Source organism: Helicobacter pylori oki112, from assembly GCF_000600085.1.
GTDB lineage: Bacteria > Campylobacterota > Campylobacteria > Campylobacterales > Helicobacteraceae > Helicobacter > Helicobacter pylori_CY.
In genome coordinates this window covers 1,087,683-1,110,090 of sequence record NZ_CP006821.1, presented here as the reverse complement: position 1 = coordinate 1,110,090, position 22,408 = coordinate 1,087,683, and the positions used below count along the sequence as shown (strand labels likewise).

Annotated in this window: 17 protein-coding genes, 2 rRNA genes and 1 pseudogene; 15 read left to right on the top strand and 5 right to left on the bottom strand. The window is 36.1% G+C overall.

What is annotated here, in order from left to right:
* The first annotated feature begins 2 nt into the window (after positions 1-2).
* The gene (gene speA, locus HPOKI112_RS05235) at positions 3-1,850 is read left to right on the top strand and encodes an arginine decarboxylase (RefSeq protein WP_025276174.1); all 1,848 of its coding nucleotides are present in this window, start codon (positions 3-5) and stop codon (positions 1,848-1,850) included.
* A 73-nt stretch (positions 1,851-1,923) separates the two neighbouring features.
* Here speA and HPOKI112_RS05230 read toward each other — a convergent pair whose 3' ends face one another.
* The 5 genes and pseudogenes from HPOKI112_RS05230 to HPOKI112_RS05210 all read right to left on the bottom strand — a co-directional run bounded on the left by HPOKI112_RS05230 (position 1,924) and on the right by HPOKI112_RS05210 (position 5,844).
* Positions 1,924-2,118, bottom strand: a complete 195-nt coding sequence (locus HPOKI112_RS05230; protein ID WP_001114660.1) for a type II toxin-antitoxin system HicA family toxin — start codon at positions 2,116-2,118, stop codon at positions 1,924-1,926.
* The gene (locus HPOKI112_RS05225; protein ID WP_000906664.1) at positions 2,111-2,329 is read right to left on the bottom strand and encodes a type II toxin-antitoxin system HicB family antitoxin; all 219 of its coding nucleotides are present in this window, start codon (positions 2,327-2,329) and stop codon (positions 2,111-2,113) included. The genes HPOKI112_RS05230 and HPOKI112_RS05225 overlap by 8 nt, the downstream gene beginning before the upstream one ends.
* Positions 2,330-2,479: 150 nt before the next feature.
* Complete coding sequence (locus HPOKI112_RS05220) at positions 2,480-3,403, bottom strand: hypothetical protein (protein WP_025310086.1); 924 nt, start codon at positions 3,401-3,403, stop codon at positions 2,480-2,482.
* Between the two features lie 148 nt (positions 3,404-3,551).
* Positions 3,552-5,356 (bottom strand): annotated as a pseudogene (locus HPOKI112_RS05215) (DUF262 domain-containing protein).
* A 47-nt stretch (positions 5,357-5,403) separates the two neighbouring features.
* Positions 5,404-5,844, bottom strand: coding sequence for a hypothetical protein (locus tag HPOKI112_RS05210; protein WP_025309534.1), 441 nt, complete (start codon positions 5,842-5,844; stop codon positions 5,404-5,406).
* 1,225 nt (positions 5,845-7,069) lie between these two features.
* Between HPOKI112_RS05210 and HPOKI112_RS05195 the strand changes: the two genes are divergently transcribed.
* The 14 genes from HPOKI112_RS05195 to HPOKI112_RS05130 all read left to right on the top strand — a co-directional run bounded on the left by HPOKI112_RS05195 (position 7,070) and on the right by HPOKI112_RS05130 (position 22,390).
* Positions 7,070-9,956: ribosomal RNA gene (locus tag HPOKI112_RS05195) — 23S ribosomal RNA — on the top strand.
* Positions 9,957-10,188: 232 nt separating this feature from the next.
* A 5S ribosomal RNA gene (gene rrf / locus HPOKI112_RS05190) occupies positions 10,189-10,306 on the top strand.
* A gap of 382 nt (positions 10,307-10,688) precedes the next feature.
* A complete protein-coding gene (locus HPOKI112_RS05185) occupies positions 10,689-11,468 on the top strand; it encodes a hypothetical protein (protein ID WP_025276173.1) in 780 nt (259 codons plus the stop codon).
* A 19-nt stretch (positions 11,469-11,487) separates the two neighbouring features.
* A complete protein-coding gene (locus HPOKI112_RS05180; RefSeq protein WP_025276172.1) occupies positions 11,488-11,781 on the top strand; it encodes a hypothetical protein in 294 nt (97 codons plus the stop codon).
* A 6-nt stretch (positions 11,782-11,787) separates the two neighbouring features.
* The gene (locus HPOKI112_RS05175) at positions 11,788-13,311 is read left to right on the top strand and encodes a toprim domain-containing protein (protein ID WP_025276171.1); all 1,524 of its coding nucleotides are present in this window, start codon (positions 11,788-11,790) and stop codon (positions 13,309-13,311) included.
* On the top strand, positions 13,308-13,610 hold the full coding sequence (locus tag HPOKI112_RS05170; protein ID WP_025276170.1) for a hypothetical protein: 303 nt from the start codon (positions 13,308-13,310) through the stop codon (positions 13,608-13,610). The genes HPOKI112_RS05175 and HPOKI112_RS05170 overlap by 4 nt, the downstream gene beginning before the upstream one ends.
* Positions 13,611-13,877, top strand: a complete 267-nt coding sequence (locus HPOKI112_RS05165) for a hypothetical protein (RefSeq protein ID WP_017284177.1) — start codon at positions 13,611-13,613, stop codon at positions 13,875-13,877.
* Entirely contained in the window at positions 13,870-15,513 is a 1,644-nt protein-coding gene (locus HPOKI112_RS05160; protein WP_235181151.1) for a VirB4 family type IV secretion/conjugal transfer ATPase, read from the top strand. The genes HPOKI112_RS05165 and HPOKI112_RS05160 overlap by 8 nt, the downstream gene beginning before the upstream one ends.
* 269 nt (positions 15,514-15,782) lie before the next feature.
* On the top strand, positions 15,783-16,286 hold the full coding sequence (locus HPOKI112_RS08690) for a TraM recognition domain-containing protein (protein WP_235181150.1): 504 nt from the start codon (positions 15,783-15,785) through the stop codon (positions 16,284-16,286).
* Between the two features lie 2 nt (positions 16,287-16,288).
* Positions 16,289-18,322, top strand: a complete 2,034-nt coding sequence (locus HPOKI112_RS05150; protein ID WP_025277018.1) for a type IA DNA topoisomerase — start codon at positions 16,289-16,291, stop codon at positions 18,320-18,322.
* A 116-nt stretch (positions 18,323-18,438) separates the two neighbouring features.
* Entirely contained in the window at positions 18,439-18,804 is a 366-nt protein-coding gene (locus HPOKI112_RS08675; protein ID WP_240444701.1) for a hypothetical protein, read from the top strand.
* Positions 18,805-18,861: 57 nt separating this feature from the next.
* Positions 18,862-19,608 carry a VirB8 family type IV secretion system protein gene (locus HPOKI112_RS08670; protein ID WP_038416864.1) on the top strand — a complete coding sequence of 249 codons (747 nt, stop codon included), beginning with the start codon at positions 18,862-18,864 and terminating at the stop codon, positions 19,606-19,608.
* A complete protein-coding gene (locus HPOKI112_RS05135) occupies positions 19,608-21,125 on the top strand; it encodes a TrbG/VirB9 family P-type conjugative transfer protein (protein ID WP_025277017.1) in 1,518 nt (505 codons plus the stop codon). Before HPOKI112_RS08670 ends, HPOKI112_RS05135 begins: the two co-directional genes overlap by 1 nt.
* The gene (locus HPOKI112_RS05130; RefSeq protein ID WP_025309900.1) at positions 21,125-22,390 is read left to right on the top strand and encodes a DNA type IV secretion system protein ComB10; all 1,266 of its coding nucleotides are present in this window, start codon (positions 21,125-21,127) and stop codon (positions 22,388-22,390) included. The genes HPOKI112_RS05135 and HPOKI112_RS05130 overlap by 1 nt, the downstream gene beginning before the upstream one ends.
* Positions 22,391-22,408 lie beyond the last annotated feature (18 nt).

Genomic DNA, 22,408 nt, shown 5'->3' with positions numbered 1-22,408 from the left:
AAATGCAAGAAGTCCATGATTATGGGATTAATTTTTGGAGCAATAACGAATTTAAGATAGAAAAAGGCTTGGTTAAAGTTTGTCATGGCAAAAACCCCTCGCTTTTAGAAATCGTTCAAAGCGTGCGCGATAAGGGCTATAGAGGGCCTTTGTTGGTGCGATTCCCCCATTTGGTGCAAAAACAAATCAAAAGCCTGTTTGATGCGTTTTCTTCAGCGATTAAAGAGTATCAATACAGCGGGGCTTTTAAGGCGGTTTTCCCTTTAAAAGTCAATCAAATGCCCTCGTTTGTTTTCCCTTTAGTGCAGGGGGCTAAGGGTTTGGATTACGGCTTAGAAGCCGGGAGCAAGTCTGAACTCATCATTGCGATGAGTTACACTAACCCTAAAGCCCCTATCACCGTGAATGGCTTTAAAGACAAAGAAATGATTGAGCTTGGCTTTATCGCTAAAAGCATGCAGCATGAAATCACTTTAACGATTGAGGGTTTGAATGAGTTAAAAACCATTATCGCCGTGGCTAAACAAAACGAGTTTTTAGCCTGCCCTAAAATTGGCATTCGCATCCGTTTGCACAGCACTGGCACTGGCGTTTGGGCAAAGAGTGGGGGGATCAATTCTAAATTTGGTCTTAGCAGCACTGAAGTTTTAGAAGCGATGCGCCTTTTAGAAGAAAACGACTTGTTAGAGCATTTCCACATGATACATTTCCACATAGGCTCTCAAATCAGCGATATTTCGCCCTTAAAAAAGGCTTTAAGAGAAGCGGGTAACTTGTATGCAGAATTGCGTAAAATGGGTGCTAAAAATCTTAATAGCGTGAATATTGGAGGGGGGTTAGCCGTAGAATACACCCAACACAAGCACCACCAAGATAAAAACTACACTTTAGAAGAATTCAGCGCTGATGTGGTGTTTTTATTGAGGGAAATTGTGAAAAATAAGCAGGAAATAGAGCCGGATATTTTCATTGAATCAGGCCGTTATATTTCTGCTAACCATGCCGTTTTAGTGGCCCCGGTGTTAGAATTGTTTTCGCATGAATACAATGAAAAATCCCTAAAAATCAAAGAAAGTAATAACCCACCCTTGATTGATGAAATGCTAGACTTGCTCGCTAATATCAATGAAAAAAACGCCATTGAATACTTGCATGATAGTTTTGATCACACCGAGTCGCTATTCACGCTTTTTGATTTGGGCTATATTGATTTGATTGACAGGAGCAACACTGAAGTTTTAGCCCATTTGATCGTCAAAAAAGCGGTGCAATTGCTTTATGTTAAGGATCACAACGATATTTTACGCATTCAAGAGCAGGTCCAAGAGCGCTATTTATTGAATTGCTCGTTTTTCCAAAGCTTGCCGGATTATTGGGGCTTGAGGCAGAATTTCCCGGTCATGCCCTTGAATAAATTAGATGAAAAGCCCACCAGGAGCGCAAGCTTATGGGATATTACTTGCGATAGCGATGGGGAAATCGCTTTTGATTCCACGAAGCCCTTGTTTTTGCATGATATAGACATAGATGAAGAAGAATACTTTTTAGCGTTCTTTTTAGTGGGAGCGTATCAAGAAGTTTTAGGCATGAAACACAATTTATTCACGCACCCTACGGAATTTAGCGTGGTTTTTGATGAAAAAGGCGATTATGAAGTGGAAGATATTTGCGAAGCTCAAACGATTTTAGATGTGTTAGACGATTTAGACTATGACACTAAAGAAATTGAGCGCCTTTTAAAGCAAAAAATTGAAGACAACAACCAACTGGACATGGAAGAAAAGAAAGAAATCATGGGGCGCTTGTATGTCATGCTGAGCGAAAACGGGTATTTGCGCACGATTTCTTAAACGCAAAAACCCACTAAAAACGCTTTTTGTTGGGTTTTTATATTGTTTAAGATCTTTAAGACTTCTTTAGATTTCATTTAAGGATATTTTCCATGATTTCTTTCACTATTTTAGGGTGCAAGATTTCGCCAGAATGAAAAGGCAAAACCTGCCTGATTTTATCTTTCACATAAATTCTATGGCTGCCTTTTTGCCTAGAGAAAACAAATCCATTCTGCAATAATAGCTTCTCTGCTTCTTTAGCTGTGAGTCGTGGCAATTCAGGCAAAAGCTATCTCAATGGGTGCTATTACAGAATTTTTCTTAGAAAGAAAAGCTAACTCATCGGCTTCTAAATCTCCCAAATAAAGCTCTATGGCTTCTTTAATGTTTCTTAGGGCTTCTTCATAACTTTTCCCTTGTGATACACAGCCTTTTAGAAAGGGGACAAAAGCAAAATACCCATTCTCATCTTTTTCTATGACAGCGTTTATAAGCATGGCACTACCTTTGATTAAATTTCTTATGATTATACACATAATATATTTTAAACAAAATTAAACGGACAAATTAGGGAGGGAATGAAAAAAGAAAAAATAAAAGAATAAAAGAGAGTAAAAAAAAAGAGAGCCACCCCAAATGGGGGGGGGTTATTCTACACTACCCTCCTCGTTTTTTAGCTCCTCTCCTGTGATAATATCCCTCTCCGCAATCACATTACCCTCCTCATCATAATCCTCATCCCTAAAACCATAAGACCAAAGATTATCGGCTAAAACGCCAGGAGTTAAGCCCGCGCATGTTAAATCGTATTTATTGATACCGCCATCGCATAAGAGTTGCGCCACGAATTTTGCCTCTTTTTTATCTTTAGGTAAAATCCACGCCCACTCTTCCAAAGTTACACCGCTACTCTTACCATCAGGTCTTACCAAATTCCTCGCATAAGTCTCTATCACTTTACAGAATAGAGTAACATCACCCATGAGCATATCATCAAAAGTATCAAAGAAACACTCTTCAATATTTCTGTTTTCAATCATAGCGCGCCACTCCGCATCGCTATGCTTATTCAAACCTTTCGCATAATGGAGAGCGGTAATAATGATAGCGGACGCTTGATTACCACTACCCTCAAAAAACATGGGAGATAATAACGCGCCGAGCCTACTTTTTCTCTCGGAAAGAGTATAATCCTCCGCAATAATCTCAAAGCTAGTCTTATCATCAGTAGTCTTAAATCCAAAAGCGAGTTTAAACCTATCCTCTTTCTCTTTAGGAGTTGAAGTCCTTTGCTTAACACTCGGTCCGCTCGTAACGATTTTAAGCCCTTTCAACAAATCATCTCCGCTTTTTTCAGCGTGATTATGAGAAACTTCGTTTAAAGGCACTTCCTTAAACCATTTTAAGAATTTTTCGCTATTGAAAGCGTATGCGGCTTCGTTGCCTTTTTGGCTCCTTAAGGTTACACGATTAAACCCAATACTAATGACTTTAGCCTCCACCACTTTGTTATTGATTGTGGCTTTGACTGACGCACCTAACTCTAACTTATTTTCGTTTTGAAAACCCATAAAATACTCCTTGGTAAAATTTGTTTTAAAATCCGCTATAATCGGTCGTTCAATGTTTTTTATGTTTTTTATCTTTTTGGCATGGCTTGTTCCTCCTTGTTGGGGTTTGAAGTGCTAAAAATAGACCCCTTATTTTTGAGCGATCGCATCATTTAATATCCTTTAAAAGAGCGTTTTTAAAAGCTTTAATCGCACTTTCATTCACTAATTCAGCGATACGATAATGCGCGATTAAAAAGTCTAATAATTTTTCGCTCCTTTCTTTGATTTGCGCAACCCCAAAAGAAGCGTTTTTAGCCACTTCTTTTTCACTATAAGAGCCTTTTAGGTATTGCTTTCTTTTTTCATCAAAAGGCTTGTTGCTTAAAGAGCTGTTAGCGTTTTTAGAAATTAAGAGCAAGTTCCCTAAAGCATGCACGATATGGGGGTTTTTAGCCCAATCTTTTTCTTTAGCGCTATAGCCTTGATCAGGTTTTTGGGGCAAGATATGCTCAATGCTTTCTATACTGCTATCAAAATTCAGAGTCGTTTCAGGGTTATGGTGCAACTCGTATTCATACAGCAAGTAATTCAATGCCTTGCCCCACTGATACCATTTCTCAGTATTCTTTTTGGAATGGATACTCTCTTCAAGCAATTCCAAGCCGCTATTTCCTTGTCTGTTGAAAAAACTCTTTTCTAGCGTTGGAAGTTTTTCAATGGCGGTATTTTCTTCCCCATATCTATACGCTCTGAGCGCTTCAAAAGCCAATTCAATCCATTCGTTTTTAGCCGTATTCTTGCCAGCAACCCCATAGATTAAAAACCCAAAACGCTCTAAATATTCTAATAAGCCCTCTAGTTCTTTGGTGGTATAAACTTGTTCATTAGCGCTTTTTCCAGCACGCTGTATGGTTAAAAGAGAGAGCAATAAGGGGCAAGAAAAGCGTTTTCGCTCAAAGCGTTTAAACGCCGCATCTTTTCTAACAAGCCACGCATTTTAGGCGTGATTTCAATCCTAAGCTCTTCATCATCAAGCGTGTGCAAGAAATTCCAAACTTTAGAAGAATAAGAAAGATAAAATAACAAATCGTCTATTCTTTCATATTCATCATCAAAGTTGGTGTTGTCGGTATATCTTTTATGAGCGTTAAACTCCATTTCCAATAACCTCTTCTTAAAATCCCCTTTCTCGCCATAATAATACGCCACAAAATGCTTTAAAAAACCCTCTAAATGATCGTCTTTAAAATGCCTCAAATCGTAATAAATCCTGGTGTAGGTGTCATTGATTTCGTTTTGAAGCTTTTCTAATTTTTTGCCATCGCAAATCTTGTGCGCCACAAAATGCAAGCGGTTTTTAAACAATTCTAAAGTGGATAGATCTTTACCACGATTGTTAATCGTTTCAAAAGAGCTGAAGGGATCGATTCGGTTATCGTTCAATTCCACCACGCTAAAAAGCATTTTCTTTATAAGGGCATCAAACATTTTTTCAAGCGCTTCAATAGGCGTATCGCTGATTTTTTCTTTAAAAAATGTGTAAGCGTCAATCAAATTTTTAGCGTAAAAAGAAGTTTTGAACGCTTCCAAATCTTTTTCCTCTTCAGTGATCGCCCTAAAAGCTTCATTCAAACCATAATACTTATAGGATAAAATGGGTTCAAGGTTGATTAAAGAATACTTTGGGTCTTTGTTTTGGGTAATCTTGGCTAAAAGGCCCAGTAAAATCAGGCTTGTAGCCAATCGTTGCTGGCCGTCTATGATTTCAAAAGTGCTGCTTTCAAACTCATTTTCAAGCTCTCTTAAGGTTAAGCTATGCATGTAATGGAATTTATCTCCCAGTTTGGACACATGCTCTAAATCGTTCCAAAAATCCTTTAATTGCCTTTCTTGCCATGCATACCCCCTTTGATAGCTGGGGATTTCAAACACGCCTTTTTCAATCACTCCGTCTAAATTTAACAATTCCATTAAAATCCTTTCTTAAATGATGGGCTTATGGGTAAAAACCATAACCTTTAATTTTTTCGCTCAATCAATTTTGGTTGCCCAAGCCTAGTGCTGTGCGTGAAATGCCAAGTGTTTTTATTGACCAATTCTTCGTATTCTTGGCTCCCTTTTTGAGCGCAAACGCCCTCAACCTTTAGCGCTCCCTCTTCATCAATCCCGATAGTGTCATGGTCAATCTTTAGGGCAAAAACGCTCCATTGGACTTCAGCCTCTCTAGTCGTTGAATCCTCATTCACAATGCCAATGATATAATCCGCTTTACGCATGAGTTCAAAATGCTTGTGCTGAGCCGCTTTGTTTCGTCGTGAGCGAAAATAGCCCAAAGTGCATTCATCGCACCACTCTTTAAAATCCTCATTTCCTGGAATGGTTCCTTTATATGCGCCTGAAACCATACACAACAACAAATTGTATTTTTCATGCGCTTTTAAATCTTCTAACTGAGCCATCATCTCTCCTTTAAATTTAACTCTGTAAGCCCCACTGATTGAAAAATGGGGCTTATTGAATCAAATGGTTTAAAAAATGCGGTGCGGGTTAATGAAAGGGTTAATAATAGGGTTAATGAAAAGAGGAATAATAAAGAGTAGGGGATTTTTAAATCGGTTTTGGTAAAAGCGATAAAAGTTATGGTAGCGTTGCTTGAATGAATGATTGAATGTTTGAATGTTTGAATGTTTGAATGTTTGAATGTTTGAATGTTTGAATGTTTGAATGTTTGAATGTTTGAATGTTTGAATGTTTGAATGTTTGAATGTTTGAATGTTTGAATGTTTGAATGTTTGAATGGTTGCTTGATTGATTGATTGAATGCTTGATTACTTGCTTGCTTGCTTGCTTGATTGATTACTTGCTTGATTGATTGATTGATTACTTGCTTGATTGAATGGTTGAATGGTTGAATGGTTGAATGGTTGAATGGTTGAATGCCATTTCTACCCCTTTTTTTGAAAAAAAGATGACTTAGTGTATTGTATCTAGTGGTATTTAATCAATGGTTAATGATGCGTTTTTATTTTTTAATGATGCGTTTTTATTTTTTAATGATGCGTTTTATCTTTTTATCTTATGAAATGTTTGAAATGTTTTATTTTATGAAATGTTTTATTTGATGATGCGTTTTATCTTAATTTATTTAAGACTTTATTTATTCAAAGCTTTATTTAATATTCAAAGCTTTATTTAATATTCAAAGCTTTATTTTTACCCCCATTCCCATCATTTCCAATAACGCTTATCCATTCCTTTCAAACTCTAAAATTTCTTTCACATTCCAAAAACTTTAAGCAAACTTTAAGCATTGCATGTCTATAATTACATTTCGTTTTTAAAGACAAGCTTTAAAAAGTTCTTTAATTTGAAACCACTCAAACAAGTCATAAAAGCTAAAAAGCTTTCAAAGCTCATTAGCTGGTAAAACTTGGCGGTTAAAAAAGATTAGGGATCAAGCATTTTTAGTCTTCTTTAAAGGGTTTAACAGAGCGATTATAGCAAGTTTTTAAAGAAAAACGAAGTTATTTGATTTAACATTGTTAATAGCCTATGTAAAAGTAAAGTAAAACTACAACAACTCTGTCTTATATTCATTAAGGCAGTGGTAGCGCTGAAGAATATTCGTGCAATTGTCGTTATTCATTATAAAAGGGCGGGTTTTAAAGGATATTTTAAAATTTAAAACAAGCTTTTAAGAGCAGATGGCGGATGCCTTGCCAAAGAGAGGCGATGAAGGACGTACTAGACTGCGATAAGCTATGCGGAGCTGTCAAGGAGCTTTGATGCGTAGATGTCCGAATGGGGCAACCCAACTAATAGAGATATTAGTTACTCTAATTTAGAGAGCGAACCTAGTGAAGTGAAACATCTCAGTAACTAGAGGAAAAGAAATCAACGAGATTCCCTAAGTAGTGGCGAGCGAACGGGGAAAAGGGCAAACCGAGTGCTTGCATTCGGGGTTGAGGACTGCAACATCCAAGAGAACGCTTTAGCAGAGTTACCTGGAAAGGTAAGCCATAGAAAGTGATAGCCTTGTATGCGACAAGGCGTTTTCAGGTAGCAGTATCCAGAGTAGGCCAGGACACGAGGAATCCAGGTTGAAGCCGGGGAGACCACTCTCCAACCCTAAATACTACTCTTTGAGCGATAGCGAACAAGTACCGTGAGGGAAAGGTGAAAAGAACCGCAGTGAGCGGAGTGAAATAGAACCTGAAACCATCTGCTTACAATCATTCAGAGCCCTATGATTTATCAGGGTGATGGACTGCCTTTTGCATAATGATCCTGCGAGTTGTGGTATCTGGCAAGGTTAAGCGAATGCGAAGCCGTAGCGAAAGCGAGTCTTAATAGGGCGATCAAGTCAGATGCTGCAGACCCGAAGCTAAGTGATCTATCCATGGCCAAGTTGAAACGCGTGTAATAGCGCGTGGAGGACTGAACTCGTACCCATTGAAACGGGTTGGGATGAGCTGTGGATAGGGGTGAAAGGCCAAACAAACTTAGTGATAGCTGGTTCTCTTCGAAATATATTTAGGTATAGCCTCAAGTGATAATAAAAGGGGGTAGAGCCCTGATTGGGCTAGGGCTGCTCGCCGCGGTACCAAACCCTATCAAACTTCGAATACCTTTTATCGTATCTTGGGAGTCAGGCGGTGGGTGATAAAATCAATCGTCAAAAGGGGAACAACCCAGACTACCAAATAAGGTCCCTAAGTTCTATTCTGAGTGGAAAAAGATGTGTGGCTACTCAAACAACCAGGAGGTTGGCTTAGAAGCAGCCATCCTTTAAAGAAAGCGTAACAGCTCACTGGTCTAGTGGTCATGCGCTGAAAATATAACGGGGCTAAGATAGACACCGAATTTGTAGATTGTGTTAAACACAGTGGTAGAAGAGCGTTCATACCAGCGTTGAAGGTATACCGGTAAGGAGTGCTGGAGCGGTATGAAGTGAGCATGCAGGAATGAGTAACGATAAGATATATGAGAATTGTATCCGCCGTAAATCTAAGGTTTCCTACGCGATGGTCGTCATCGTAGGGTTAGTCGGGTCCTAAGCCGAGTCCGAAAGGGGTAGGTGATGGCAAATTGGTTAATATTCCAATACCGACTATGGAGCGTGATGGGGGGACGCATAGGGTTAAGCGAGCTAGCTGATGGAAGCGCTAGTCTAAGGGCGTAGATTGGAGGGAAGGCAAATCCACCTCTGTATTTGAAACCCAAACAGGCTCTTTGAGTCCTTTTAGGACAAAGGGAGAATCGCTGATACCGTCGTGCCAAGAAAAGCCTCTAAGCATATCCATAGTCGTCCGTACCGCAAACCGACACAGGTAGATGAGATGAGTATTCTAAGGCGCGTGAAAGAACTCTGGTTAAGGAACTCTGCAAACTAGCACCGTAAGTTCGCGATAAGGTGTGCCGCAGCAATGCGGTCTCAGCAAAGAGTCCCTCCCGACTGTTTACCAAAAACACAGCACTTTGCCAACTCGTAAGAGGAAGTATAAGGTGTGACGCCTGCCCGGTGCTCGAAGGTTAAGAGGATGCGTCAGTCGCAAGATGAAGCGTTGAATTGAAGCCCGAGTAAACGGCGGCCGTAACTATAACGGTCCTAAGGTAGCGAAATTCCTTGTCGGTTAAATACCGACCTGCATGAATGGCGTAACGAGATGGGAGCTGTCTCAACCAGAGATTCAGTGAAATTGTAGTGGAGGTGAAAATTCCTCCTACCCGCGGCAAGACGGAAAGACCCCGTGGACCTTTACTACAACTTAGCACTGCTAATGGGAATATCATGCGCAGGATAGGTGGGAGGCTTTGAAGTAAGGGCTTTGGCTCTTATGGAGCCATCCTTGAGATACCACCCTTGATGTTTCTGTTAGCTAACTGGCCTGTGTTATCCACAGGCAGGACAATGCTTGGTGGGTAGTTTGACTGGGGCGGTCGCCTCCTAAAAAGTAACGGAGGCTTGCAAAGGTTGGCTCATTGCGGTTGGAAATCGCAAGTTGAGTGTAATGGCACAAGCCAGCCTGACTGTAAGACATACAAGTCAAGCAGAGACGAAAGTCGGTCATAGTGATCCGGTGGTTCTGTGTGGAAGGGCCATCGCTCAAAGGATAAAAGGTACCCCGGGGATAACAGGCTGATCTCCCCCAAGAGCTCACATCGACGGGGAGGTTTGGCACCTCGATGTCGGCTCATCGCATCCTGGGGCTGGAGCAGGTCCCAAGGGTATGGCTGTTCGCCATTTAAAGCGGTACGCGAGCTGGGTTCAGAACGTCGTGAGACAGTTCGGTCCCTATCTGCCGTGGGCGTAGGAAAGTTGAGGAGAGCTGTCCCTAGTACGAGAGGACCGGGATGGACGTGTCACTGGTGCACCAGTTGTTCTGCCAAGAGCATCGCTGGGTAGCTACACACGGATGTGATAACTGCTGAAAGCATCTAAGCAGGAAGCCAACTCCAAGATGAACTTTCCCTGAAGCTCGCACAAAGACTATGTGCTTGATAGGGTAGATGTGTGAGTGCAGTAATGCATTTAGCTGACTACTACTAATAGAGCGTTTGGCTTGTTTTTTGCTTTTTGTATAAGATAACGGCAATAAGTGCGAATGAGTTACCACTGCCTTACTGAGTGTAAGAGAGTTGGAGTTTTATAAAAACTTTTATAAGATTAAACTTTAATCAAAATGAGATATTCTCTGATTTAAAGTTAAGGGCTATTAACGATCTTCTTTGTTGAAAAACAGCTCCCTATTAAAGAGAAAGGGGAGTTAAGGGTAAATGCGATTTATCTTTAGCTCCCTTTTCCTTGTGCCTTTAGAGAAGAGGAACTACCCAGTTAACCATTCCGAACCTGGAAGTCAAGCTCTTCATCGCTGATAATACTGCTCTTTTCAAGAGTGGGAATGTAGGTCGGTGCAGGGATAGGGAAATGTTTTTTTAATCTTGCTTTTTATCTTATTTCATTATTGATTATATTTTAGTGCTTTATTTTTCTGTTGCTTTTTTCATTTCTTTTATTTTTAGTTGTTTTGGTTTAGGGTTTTATTGTTTTATTCAAAGGTTTTTAGGGTTAAGAAAACGAGTTTGATGGCAAAATAAATTTAAAATCATAAAATAAAACCTGAAGCGATAAAATAAAACTTAAAGTCATAACATAAGATCTAAAATCCAATTTTTTAAAAAGTTTAATATCTTTGGAAAGAGTCCGCACCAATTAAACATGGATTTAAGAAAAAAGTTTTATTCTCTAAAGAATGGAATTATTTATTAATCTCTAAGAAATCAATATCTAGGAATTAGGACCATGCAAGAAAGAGTTTTTAAAAGAAATGTTTTAGATGCGAATATCTTAAAAGAAATGCATGGGAACAATGTCTGTTATTCCAAGCATTCAAAAGATAGGTTTATTCCTTTCATATTTGACAAATTTGGTTATGTTGAATGTAAAATCTTTAAAAAGATATTGAACTTTCCTATCAATACAACTTTCTTTGGTGGCACAGGCTGTAAGAAACTCATGGAGCTTTTATGTGAAATCGTTATAGATTCTAGAAGTTCCAAAATCGCATTAAACCGCCATTATGCTTTAACTCGCTTGCAATGGTGCGATAGAACCTTAAGACATAATCTCCAAATTTTAGAGAGAATAGGATTTCTAACTGCTTTTAAGAACAAAAAAGGTTATATTTTTTTGTCTATGCATGATTTCACTAAAATAGAAAGCTACGAACATTCGGGTTTGAATGGGGAGAGCAATTTACCTAATAGCTTCTTTTTAGGAATTTGTGGGTATTTGAAAAAACTATTCAAGAAATTAAAAGATAGAGTATTCAAGTTATTAAACAAGCACGGTGCATTCTTTTTAAAAATCCCTAAGCATTTTCAAATGCAAAACTTTAACAATATTTTTTTGGAGTTTGTGTCGGTTAATAATTCTTGTCTTTCTTATAGATTGACTTATGAGCAACTTGTTGGCAAAAAAATTCCGAACATCAAGTGCTCTTACCAACAAGCAATTGTAAAAAAGAATATCTATAGAGCATTAGAAGAACTATCTGTAGATAAGAAAATTCTAGCATCATAAAGAAAACAAAGGACAAAAAATGCAATTCCCACTCAAAAAAGATTTAGAAATTTCACAAAAATATGTGATCCCTAAAGGCTTTGACCCTACAAACAAAAAATACAAAAATCTTTTGGTGAAAGATCTACCTAAATTAGTGCATAGGGAAATTGAAATCGCTATGGGATTGTTATTTGAAATCAACGAAGTAGAGACTGCGATTGAAGTCATGAAATTTCTCACTCAAGCAATAGATCGTGTTTTGCATGATGCGAGAACCAAACATTATGAAATGAGACTAGCCAAAAAGATTAAAAAAAGTAGATTTGGGTGAAAAACTATGGCTTATATCGCTAATTTACAATTCTTACCATTAGATGAGATTTTACTCTCTAATGGTTATAAACACAAAGTAGAGAAATCAAGCAAAAATAACCCGGCTCTTTATAATGAATACGATACCATTAAAGGCACACTTATTATTTCAAGAAAGCCTGATGGGAGTTATCATTATTTCAACACTCATAATGATGAAGATAAAGGCACGATTATCGCCTTTTGTAAAAATCGTGGGCTAGATTTTAATGATTTAATCAAAAACAGAGATGATTTAGAAATTAGCGATAAGCCAAACCACAAATATAATAATTCCAAGCCTTATACAATCATTACCAAAGAACAAGAATCAGAGCGTCAAAAAGTGGTGAAACAATTTGAAAAACTCCCTACCTACGATATAGAAAGCTCAGATTTGTTTCACACTTTATTGGATAGTCGCTCTTTGGATAAAACTTTACTAAAACCTTACAATCATTTACTTAAAGAAGATGAACATGCAAATTTATGCGTGCCTTGCTATTTGACCAATGATAATGGAAACTTAATACAGGGTGGGTATAACAAGCGATTATCCAAACCTTTCACTATGCAAGGCGCTACTAATCCCACTAAACACTTAATGCAAGCAGGTTCTATCAAGGGTTTTGAAGTTTTATCCCCACAAAATATTAAAAATATTCAAAATATCATTGTAGCTGAAAGCGTTTTTGATGGCTTAAGCGTGTTAGAAATGCAAGGGTTTGATCCCAATCAAACAGCTATTATTTCTACTATTGGTAATTTCACAGAAGAAAGAATGCAAAAATTTGTAGATAAATTTCTTAATACCATCAACACTTATAAGTGTAAGGAATACAATGAATACCACAAAGAAATTGATCGCTACAACAAGCAATTAGAGGACTATGAAAATTACATAAATTTTCAAAAAAGATATGAAAAATGGCGTGCTAAAGAGTTAGCTAAACACGATAATGACCCTAAAAAAGTCCCTAATGATCCCATTTTCTCGCCCATAAGAGATAAAAACAATCTTATCCCTAGACCCGTTTTTAAGCCCGCTCTAGCCTTACGCCTAAAAGAACCAAAAATTCCTAATTTAAGTCTTAATGTTATTTTAGCAATGGATCATGATAAACAGGGGCGAAAATTCAACGCTATTTTGGAAAAAATTTTTTACGCTCACACTAAAGAAATTCCAAGCATCTATACGCCTATCAGCAAAGATGCGAACGATGATTTAAAAATCGCTAAAGCATTAGGATTGAAGCAAATTAGCAATAGGATTTTACAAGATTTTTTATTTGATGCCAAAGAAAAAATGCAAAACCCTACTACCACGCCATCACAAAAAAGCATCTTGGCTAACCAATTACAAAAACTACAAGATCTAATGCCAAAACCTAAACTACCACAAGGAGTGTTTCATGGTTACCAACAAGATCATGGATTTGGATCTAAATATGTAGCTAATTCTGTCTATTACACCAACAATCAATCTCAAAACAAAGGACATGAAAGATGAAAACAAAACATAAAGGAATAAGAATGTTTAAGCAAATTCGTAGAATGATGAGTTTGGCAATATTAATGCCTAGTTTTTTATTGGCGGCGCCAGATTACAAACAAAAATTCACTCAAATATTGGATTTCATAAGCAATGACTTTATCAAAGCTATCGGTGGTTTAATCATTGTTGGGACTTGCATTTACGCCTATAAAAATTGGGACAGGCTTGGAGAAATTGGTTGGAAATACGTTGGGATTATCATTATAACCGCTGCTATTTCTAATGCTAAAACTTTAAGTCAATGGTTATTTTAGATGGCATTGCATATTGTTTGTGTTGAAAGTATCAACATTAGAGAAATCAGCAAAAGAGAAACTTTTTTGGGATTAAACTTGGATAGTTGGATTGTTAGTTTCTTAATGTCGGCATGGTTACTGTCATTCCAACCACTTTATGCTATAGGTTTAATGGCTAGTTGTGTGTTTGTATTCTACATTTTAGAATTTTTTGATGAAGATATAACAGCCATTTTGCATGCGCTTTTCACCTTAAGAACAGGAGCTAGAAATTATTATGCTTGAAAAAATTTTCACTTCTTTATGCTCGCTAATTCCTAAGCGTTATAGCATGAAAGAAGAAACTAACATTGTTGGCATTTATAATGAGCATTATCTTTTAAGTGAAAAATCAAACCTTGTAGGCACTCTTAAATTAGAGGGAATTTCTTATTTGTCTTTAGATGACAAAGAAATAGCACAAAAATTCAATGAACGCATTTTAGCTCTTAATGAGATTGTAGATGGAGTGCATTTTAAAATCGTAGCTAGAAGGCGTAAGATTTTCATACACCATGAATATACTCAAGAGGAGATAAGCAATCCTTTTGCATTAGAGGTTATCAATTTATGGGAGCAGGGGGTTGAGGATGTTTATCAAAATTTCTATTACTTAATTTTTGAAACTAAGAATGATAGCATTAAAGGTTATTTGGAACGATTTAAGAAAAAAATCACTACCAATGAATTAGAAAATATTCAAGAAAATAATAAACAAGATGAAGTTAAATATCAAGAAAACTATTTCATAGGCTTTGATAATTTTAATTTAGCAGATAAATCTAAAATATTAGACAGCATTATCAATAATGTTAAAAACATGCTTTCTGGCTTGTTTGTAGAAAAAATAGATGCCAATAGTTTGCTTAATTTTTATGCGGAATATATCAATGGTGTTCCTAGTGAATACACTTTTTTTAGAGGTCGTTTGCATGATGGCATGATTAATTCTGATGTGCATTTTAAAAAAGATTTTTTCACTCACATTCATAATAGTAAAGAGATTTTCAAGCGTTTCATCAGCATTAAGACTTATGATATAGACAAAATTGTCAGCACCGCTCTTTCTTCAGTGTTGCATTTATCTTTAGAATTTGATGTGATTTTAAACATTGACAATATTCCTAAAGCAAAGGCTGAAAAAAGGATTGAAACTAAAAGAAAAAGAGCGAATAAGATTATTAGAGTTGAAATTGATGAATTGAATGACCTTATTAAAACAGACAGAGTTTTAATGCAAGAGATTTCTTTAAACATTTTAGTTCATGCCAAAACTAAAACCGATTTAGATAGTGCTTGTATAGAAATTACCAATTTGCTTAAACAAAAAGGTATTGTAAGCACACAAGAAAGTATTGGCATGTTGCCTATGTTTTTTAGCTTCTTCCCCAATCGTAATCGCTTGAATTTTAGAAAGCGTTTGTTGTCTAGTCAAAATATTGCTTCTTTAATCGTATTGGAAAAACAAAATTGTGGTTTTTCTAGAAATTCATGGGGCGATCGCCATTTAACTATTTTTAGAAACCAAGACAAATCGCCTTATTTATTCAATTTCCATGCTTATGAGGCAAAAAAAAATGATATGGTATCAGGGCATACCATCATCTTTGGTGGCACAGGGGCTGGTAAAACCACTTTAATTGAATTTTTAATCACCAATTGTTTTAAGTATGAAGATTTAAGTATTTTGGCTTTAGACAGAAATAATGGCATGCGTGTGATGACTGAGTTTTTAGATGGTCAATACAACGATAGCAATGATTTTTACATTAATCCGTTTTCTTTAAAAGATACAAGCACTAACTGCACCTTTTTAGTGAGTTGGTTGGCATTTATGCTCAATATTGATGAAGATACTAAAGATGAAAAAAAAAGACTTTAAGCGCTTTATCCAAAACAATCAGAGTTTGCTATAACAATATCACAAAACAAGGGGGTGCTATTTTTAAGTTAAGAGATTTTAAAGACACGCTAGAAAGAGACTATTTAGATAGCAAAGACATTTTAGAAAAAGAGAGCTCAAAAGACTTATACAAGCATTCTACTGATTGTTTAGACTTTGCTAAAAAGCTTTCTGTTATTGATATGGATGCTCTTTCTAGTAGTAAAAAAGATTTCAACTTGGCAGTGCTATACCTATTCTACAAAGTCATGAATAGAGCTAAATTAGAAAACAAGCCTTTTTATATCTTCATTGATGAAGCAAAATCTGTTATTGAAAATCCCATCATGTTAGCTAAAATCAAAGACACACTCGCTCAAGCTAGAAAACTCAATGGGGTTTTAACTTTAGCCTTTCAAGACATTAACCAACTTGATGGCGTAGAGGGATCAAAGTCCATTATAGAAAACGCCGCTCAAGTCATACTCTATCCTACAAACAATTTTGAGAAATTAGAGAGCTATGGCATTTTATTAAGTCCTATTGAAAAATCCTTTTTAAACAAAACGCCGTTAAACGCTAGGCAAGTATTAGTGAAAAACCTTCTCACTCAATCTAGTGTATTTTTAGAAATCAATTTAGAAAAGCTAAACAGCACCAGTAAAAAATTTTTAAGAGCGTATAACTCTAGCGCGTCTAGCGTTTTTGAACTGGAAACGCTTAAAAAGGATAATCCAAAGGATTATAAAGAAATTTACTTGACAAAGGAGTAGGAATGAAAGATAGCGTGATTATCATTGAAAGCCCTAATAAGGTTGAAAAGATTAAACAACTAACAGGTGCGGAAGTTTATGCAACTATAGGGCATTTTACTAACCTTATAGGCGTAGATATTGAAAATAATTTTGCTTGTAAGTTTGAAATCAAAGAAGACAAGGCTAAGAAAATAAATTTTTTAATCAATGCTTGTAGGGACAAAAAAGTCTATATCGCTACTGACCCTGATAGAGAGGGCTATGGTATTGGTTATCAATTTTATGAAAAAATTAAAAATGTAGCTAGTGAAATTTATCGTGCAGAATTTCATGAGATCACACCAAGCGGTATTGAAAACGGCTTAAAAAATGCGGTGTTATTTTCTCGTTCTAACACTAATTTATACCAATCATTCTTAGGCAGAATTGCAAGCGATCAGGTTGTTGGATTTGCTCTAACAAGCTATTTAAGAAAAAGTTTAAATCTTAGTGAATTGAGCGCTGGTAGAGTGCAAACTCCAGCTCTAGCTTTAATCTGCCAAAGAGATCAAGAAATAAGGGATTTTGATAAGTTGGATGCTGAAGAAAAAGTAGAATATCAAATCCAAGCTAGTATTGTGTGCAATGAAAAAGAAGTGATTATTAAGCATGTAAGGGCGAATGAAAAAAACGAACTAGTGGATTTTAAATTTAAAGACAAAAACGAAGCATCTCAATTTTTACAAGATCTAAAGGACGGATTAGGATCTATGAGTGTTCTAGCTTTATTAAAAGAAAGTCTATCCATTAAAGAACCCAAAAAACCTTTCACCACCTCTAAACTTTTATCCCAAGCGAGCAAATCCTTAAAAATACCCACTAAAGAAATCGCACAACTTGCTCAAAAACTCTTTGAAGCTGGTCTCATCACTTATCACAGAACTGATAGTGAATTTTTAAGTCCTGAGTATCTCAAAGAACATGAAGTGTTTTTTGAACCTATTTATCCGAGTATTTATCAATACAGGGAATATAAAGCTGGCAAAAACTCACAAGCTGAAGCGCATGAAGCCATAAGAATTACACATCCGCATGCTTTAAAAGACTTAGAAAAAGTGTGCAGTGACGCTAAAATAAGCGAAGAATTAGCGCTGAAGTTGTATCAACTTATTTATGCCAATACAATTTGTTCTCAAAGTAGAAACGCCTTATACAATCAATATGATTGTATCTTTAAAATCAAAAGCGAGAGTTTTAAGCTCTCTTTCAAACTTTTAAAAGAAAAGGGTTTTTTAGAGATTGAAGAACTCATTCAAGGCAAAGAAGAACTTAGCAAGGAAGAACAAGAAAATGAAATAGAAAACTTTTCATTAAAAGAAAATGACAGTGTCCCATTAAAAGAAGTTTTTATTAAAGAAATAGAAAAACCCAGTCCTAAACCTTATAAAGAAAGTGCCTTTATTCCCTTATTAGAAAGCGAGGGGATTGGTCGTCCTAGCACTTATGCGAGCTTCTTAGATCTTCTTTTGAAGCGTAAATATATTAGCATTGATACAAAAACTAACACTATCACCCCTACTAGTCAAGGATTAGAAGTGATTTCATTTTTCAAAAAAGATAAAGAAGTGGATTTCATCGCTCTTACAAGCAAGGATAAGAGCAAATTAGGAAGCACTACCAAACAATTTGAAGAATGTTTGGATTTAATCATGAGAGGTGAAGCTAGTTATGAAAAGTTCATGCTTGAAGTCATAAGCAAGTTAAAAAGCACCGCCAAGTTTTATCAAACACAATCTACTAACAATAACATGCCTACTGATAAGCAACTTGAACTCATAGAAAAAATTTGTAAAGATAAAAAATTACAAAAACCCAGTCAAGAAATCTTGCAGAACAAGGAAAAATGTTCTGATTGGATTGCAGAGCATGTTAAAGAAAAACCCAGTCAAAAACAACTGGATCTGGTTAAAAAAATTTGTGAAGGGTGCAAATTGGCAATGCCCATCAATAAAGTATTGAATGACAAATTCGCTATCTCTAAATGGATTGATGAACACAAAAAGACAAAGAAATGAGAATATTTTTAATAGGAATAATTTTGTTAGCACTAAGTGGATGTTCTAATAAACAATATGAAATGTATAAAAGCCCTTGTGCCTTTTTTCATTTAAATCAACCCATAGGCTAGTTAATGTCAAAAAGAAGCGAAGTTTTAGAACAATTTCATGGCGGTTTAAAAAATTTAGAATTACAAACTAAAAGACGCATGGATTTGTGGGGCGATCTAAAAGAGAATGAAGAACAAACTTTGCTTTTAGGAGAAATTGAAAATGAATTAAAGCAATTAGAAAACAAAGAAAATCTTAAAGCAGACAACAACACAGAATTTAAAGAAGAAAATCAAGACACTAAAGAAAACCAGCCTAACGATTTGTTTTCTTTGCCATTACCCATTCAAACCACCACCAATGAAATTAAAGAGTTTGTAGAAGAGCCTGTGATAGAAACAGAAGAAAAAGAAACGCCCCAAAATGAGTCAATCCAAGAAAAAAAATAAAGAATTTTTAAAAACTTTTTCTCTAGAATAGGCTTTGATAAAAGCATTGCCCCCACAATGCTTTTTGAAGAAGTGAGAGATGCAAGCATTATCTATCATTTAGAGAAAAAATTAGGCGATTATATCTTTTATGTAGCGTGTTTCTTCTTTGGCACAACAGCGTTGCTTATTATCTTACTGATTGTTCTGTTGCCCTTAAAACAAAAAGAGCCGTATTTAGTGCAATTTTCTAACAATAAAGAAAATTTTGCTTTAGTTCAAAAGGCAGATAGCACCATTACAGCCAATAAAGCTCTTATTCGTTCATTAGTGGGAGCGTATGTGCTAAACAGGGAAAGCATTACTCATATTGAGCAACATGAAAAAATGCGTCAAAACACCATTAAAGAGCAAAGTTCCAATGAAGTATGGTATGAATTTGAAAAACTCATCGCTTATTATGACAGCATTTACACTAATCCTTTACTCACAAGAAAAGTAAAGATTGCAAATATCTATTTAGATAAAGATTTAGCCTATATTGACATTGAAGTGAGCTTGTATCATAGCGGAGAATTAGAGAGCTTAAAGTACTATAAAGTGGTGATGAGTTTTGAATTTAAAAAACAAGAAATCAATTTTGACTCCATGTCTTTAAATCCTACAGGCTTTATTGTTACAGGTTATGATGTAACTGAAATTGCGATTTTAAAAGACTTAGATGAAAAAAATAAAGTCAAAGATGATGGTGTGAAATCTAGGATTATCCATACCGAGAAAAAAGACCCTCATATGAGCCAATATAAAGATGTTAAGGAACAATAATGAAAAAATTCACTCTATCGCTATTTTTGTATGGCGCTTTACTTAGCGCTGAAGAGGATATTTTTAGAAACAATACAAATGAAATTGATCCTACAACTTCTTTTGAACATGGCAAAGAAAACAACAATCTTATCCCAGCAAAATCTGATAGTTTAGAAAGTTTCAAAGAACAAGAAAACAAAGAAAAAGCCAAACAACTTATGGATTTAAAAGCCTTACAGAGCGTGTATTTTTCTAAAAATAGAAAATTGCAAGACAATAATTTCAATGTCTTATATGTGGCAGGCAACACCAACAAAATCCGCTTACGCTATGCGATGACTACCACTTTTATTTTTGATAATGATCCTATTATCTATGTGAGTTTAGGCGATCCTAGCGGTTTTGAACTCACTTACCCCACTAATGATCATTACGGTTTATCTAACATGCTAGTGATCAAACCCTTGCTTATAGGGGTGGATACAAATCTAACCGTAGTCGGAGCGAGCGGAACAATTTATACTTTTTACTTGTTTAGCACCACTTACACTAGCAAATTCCAAAGCTATTTTTCAGTGTTTGTCTCTAATAAAAGATCTATCGGTAAGCTCAATATTTTGTCTAAAAACGAGCTAGAAAAAAGAGAGCAAGAACAATTGGCTAAAACAGAAACAAATACAAATAGCTCCAATAAACAAGACAAACAAAAGCTTGACTACAGAAAAATCAATTATGAGAGCAAGGAAATTGATGATGGCAAGTTTATAAGAATTGGAGATGAAGTCAATCACATTTTCATTGAAAAAGCTAAAATCAATCGTGGTTATTTGCAAAAACCCAAACACAAACGCACCTGGTGGAGTTTGTGGCTCTATAAAAAACCCAGTGATGATGCGCTTGATATAAAGGCACTAGATGTCTTTGATGATGGCAAATACACTTATTTTAGATATGACAGAGATCAAGCCTTTTCAAAATTCCCTTACACCTATAAGGTTGTAGATGGGTATGATAATCCTATCAATAGCCGTGTGGTAGGGAATTACATTATTGCTGAAGATGTTTCTAAAAAATGGACTTTAAGGAGCGGTAAGGAATACGTGTGCGTAAGAAGAGACAAGCACAAATACCAAAAATCTAAGGACTTCATGCGTTTAAAAAGGCTTTTAGAGCAAGATGAAGCCATGAAAGCCAAACGAAACAACATCCACTTGATTGAAGACACTACGCCTCAACCTAAAAATGCCATTAGCGTAACGGAGTTGTTAGCTCAAATCAAAAACCAAACTCCAAGCAAAGAATGCCGAGCCTTAAATGAAGAAGAAGTTAAGACTTTAGAAGAGGTTAAAAACATCATAAAAGCTCCCAAGCCTTTGCAAAAAGATTTGAAAAACAAGCTCAAAAAACACACCATCAAAACCCATTATTGTGTGCCTATCCCCTATATAGAAAGACCAAAAACTACTGATGGTTTAGAGAAGAATAAAAAGGGGCTGAATAACACCAAAAAACAAAATCAAGCAAACCAAAAATAATGGGCTTTTTTAGAGTAATTAGAAACGCACCGATTGTAAGTGTCTTTATTGTTTTGATGCTTATTTTTTGTGCATGGTTTTTCCTTTATGATGATAGCTCACCTAAAGCAGTGAGAAATTATGTTAAAAGCAAGTTTCCAATCTCTGACTATCTCTACAAAAAAGCGGATAAAAAGAAGATCCCACCACAGAACAATGTCATTAAACAAGAGATTAAAGAAGAAGAAATTAAAAAATCTTGTAAGGGTCAGATGACAGATAATAAGGGTAATTTAATAGATGATGATTGCAATATTATAGCCACTCAAAAACAAGTTAATAACTTACCAAACTTACCAAAAGATATACTTAAAACCAAACCTACCGTTGCCTCCAATCCTTTCAACTACAATACCGCTAACGAAGAAGAAAAAACCCGCCTTGTGATTTTAGCGTCTCGTATTAGTAGCCAAAAAGAAACGCAGCCTCCAACCTCTATAAAAAATAGTGTTTCTAATACAAAATCCAAAGAAAAACAAGAACTTGAAAAAGAATACGGCTCTAGCGGTTTTAAAAATTTTAAAAGAAAAAATATAGCGAGCAGTGAAAACAAACTTTTGAGAACGATTACAGCTGACAGAATGATCCCAGCCATTCTGATCACTCCTATTAGTAGTGAAATAGGGGGGAGTAAGATAATCGCTCAAGTGGAGAGTGATATATACGCAACGATGGGTAGAGCGGCTTTAATCCCCAAAGGGAGTAGAGCCATAGGCTATTACAACTCTAATAACAAAATAGGAGAATACCGCTTAGAAATTGCTTGGAATAGGATCATCACGCCACAAGGGGTCAATATCATACTAAGCGATGCTAAGGGAGCTGATGTCAAGGGCTATAACGGCATGATAGGCACACTCCATAACAAATATTGGGAACGCTATGGTATTCCTTTATCCTTAAGCACCTTGTCAAATGGGCTACTCATAGGTCTTACTAGCGGTCTTACCGAAGCGATGAAAAACAAAAGGGGTGGTTTTAATCAAAACTATTTTGGAGACTACATGATGATGCAAATGACGAGGCAAACTGGTATCAGCCTAAATAACATTATCGCTCAAATCATGCGAGATCAAATCAGGATTAAGCCCATTATCACTATTAGAGAAGGAAGCCATATTTTTATTAGTCCTAATACGGATATTTGGTTTCCTATCCCTAAAAACAATGAAGTCTTAGCGAAATTCTTTAATGAAGAAAAGGAACAAAACAATGATACAAAATAGCATTATTAATAATAATTT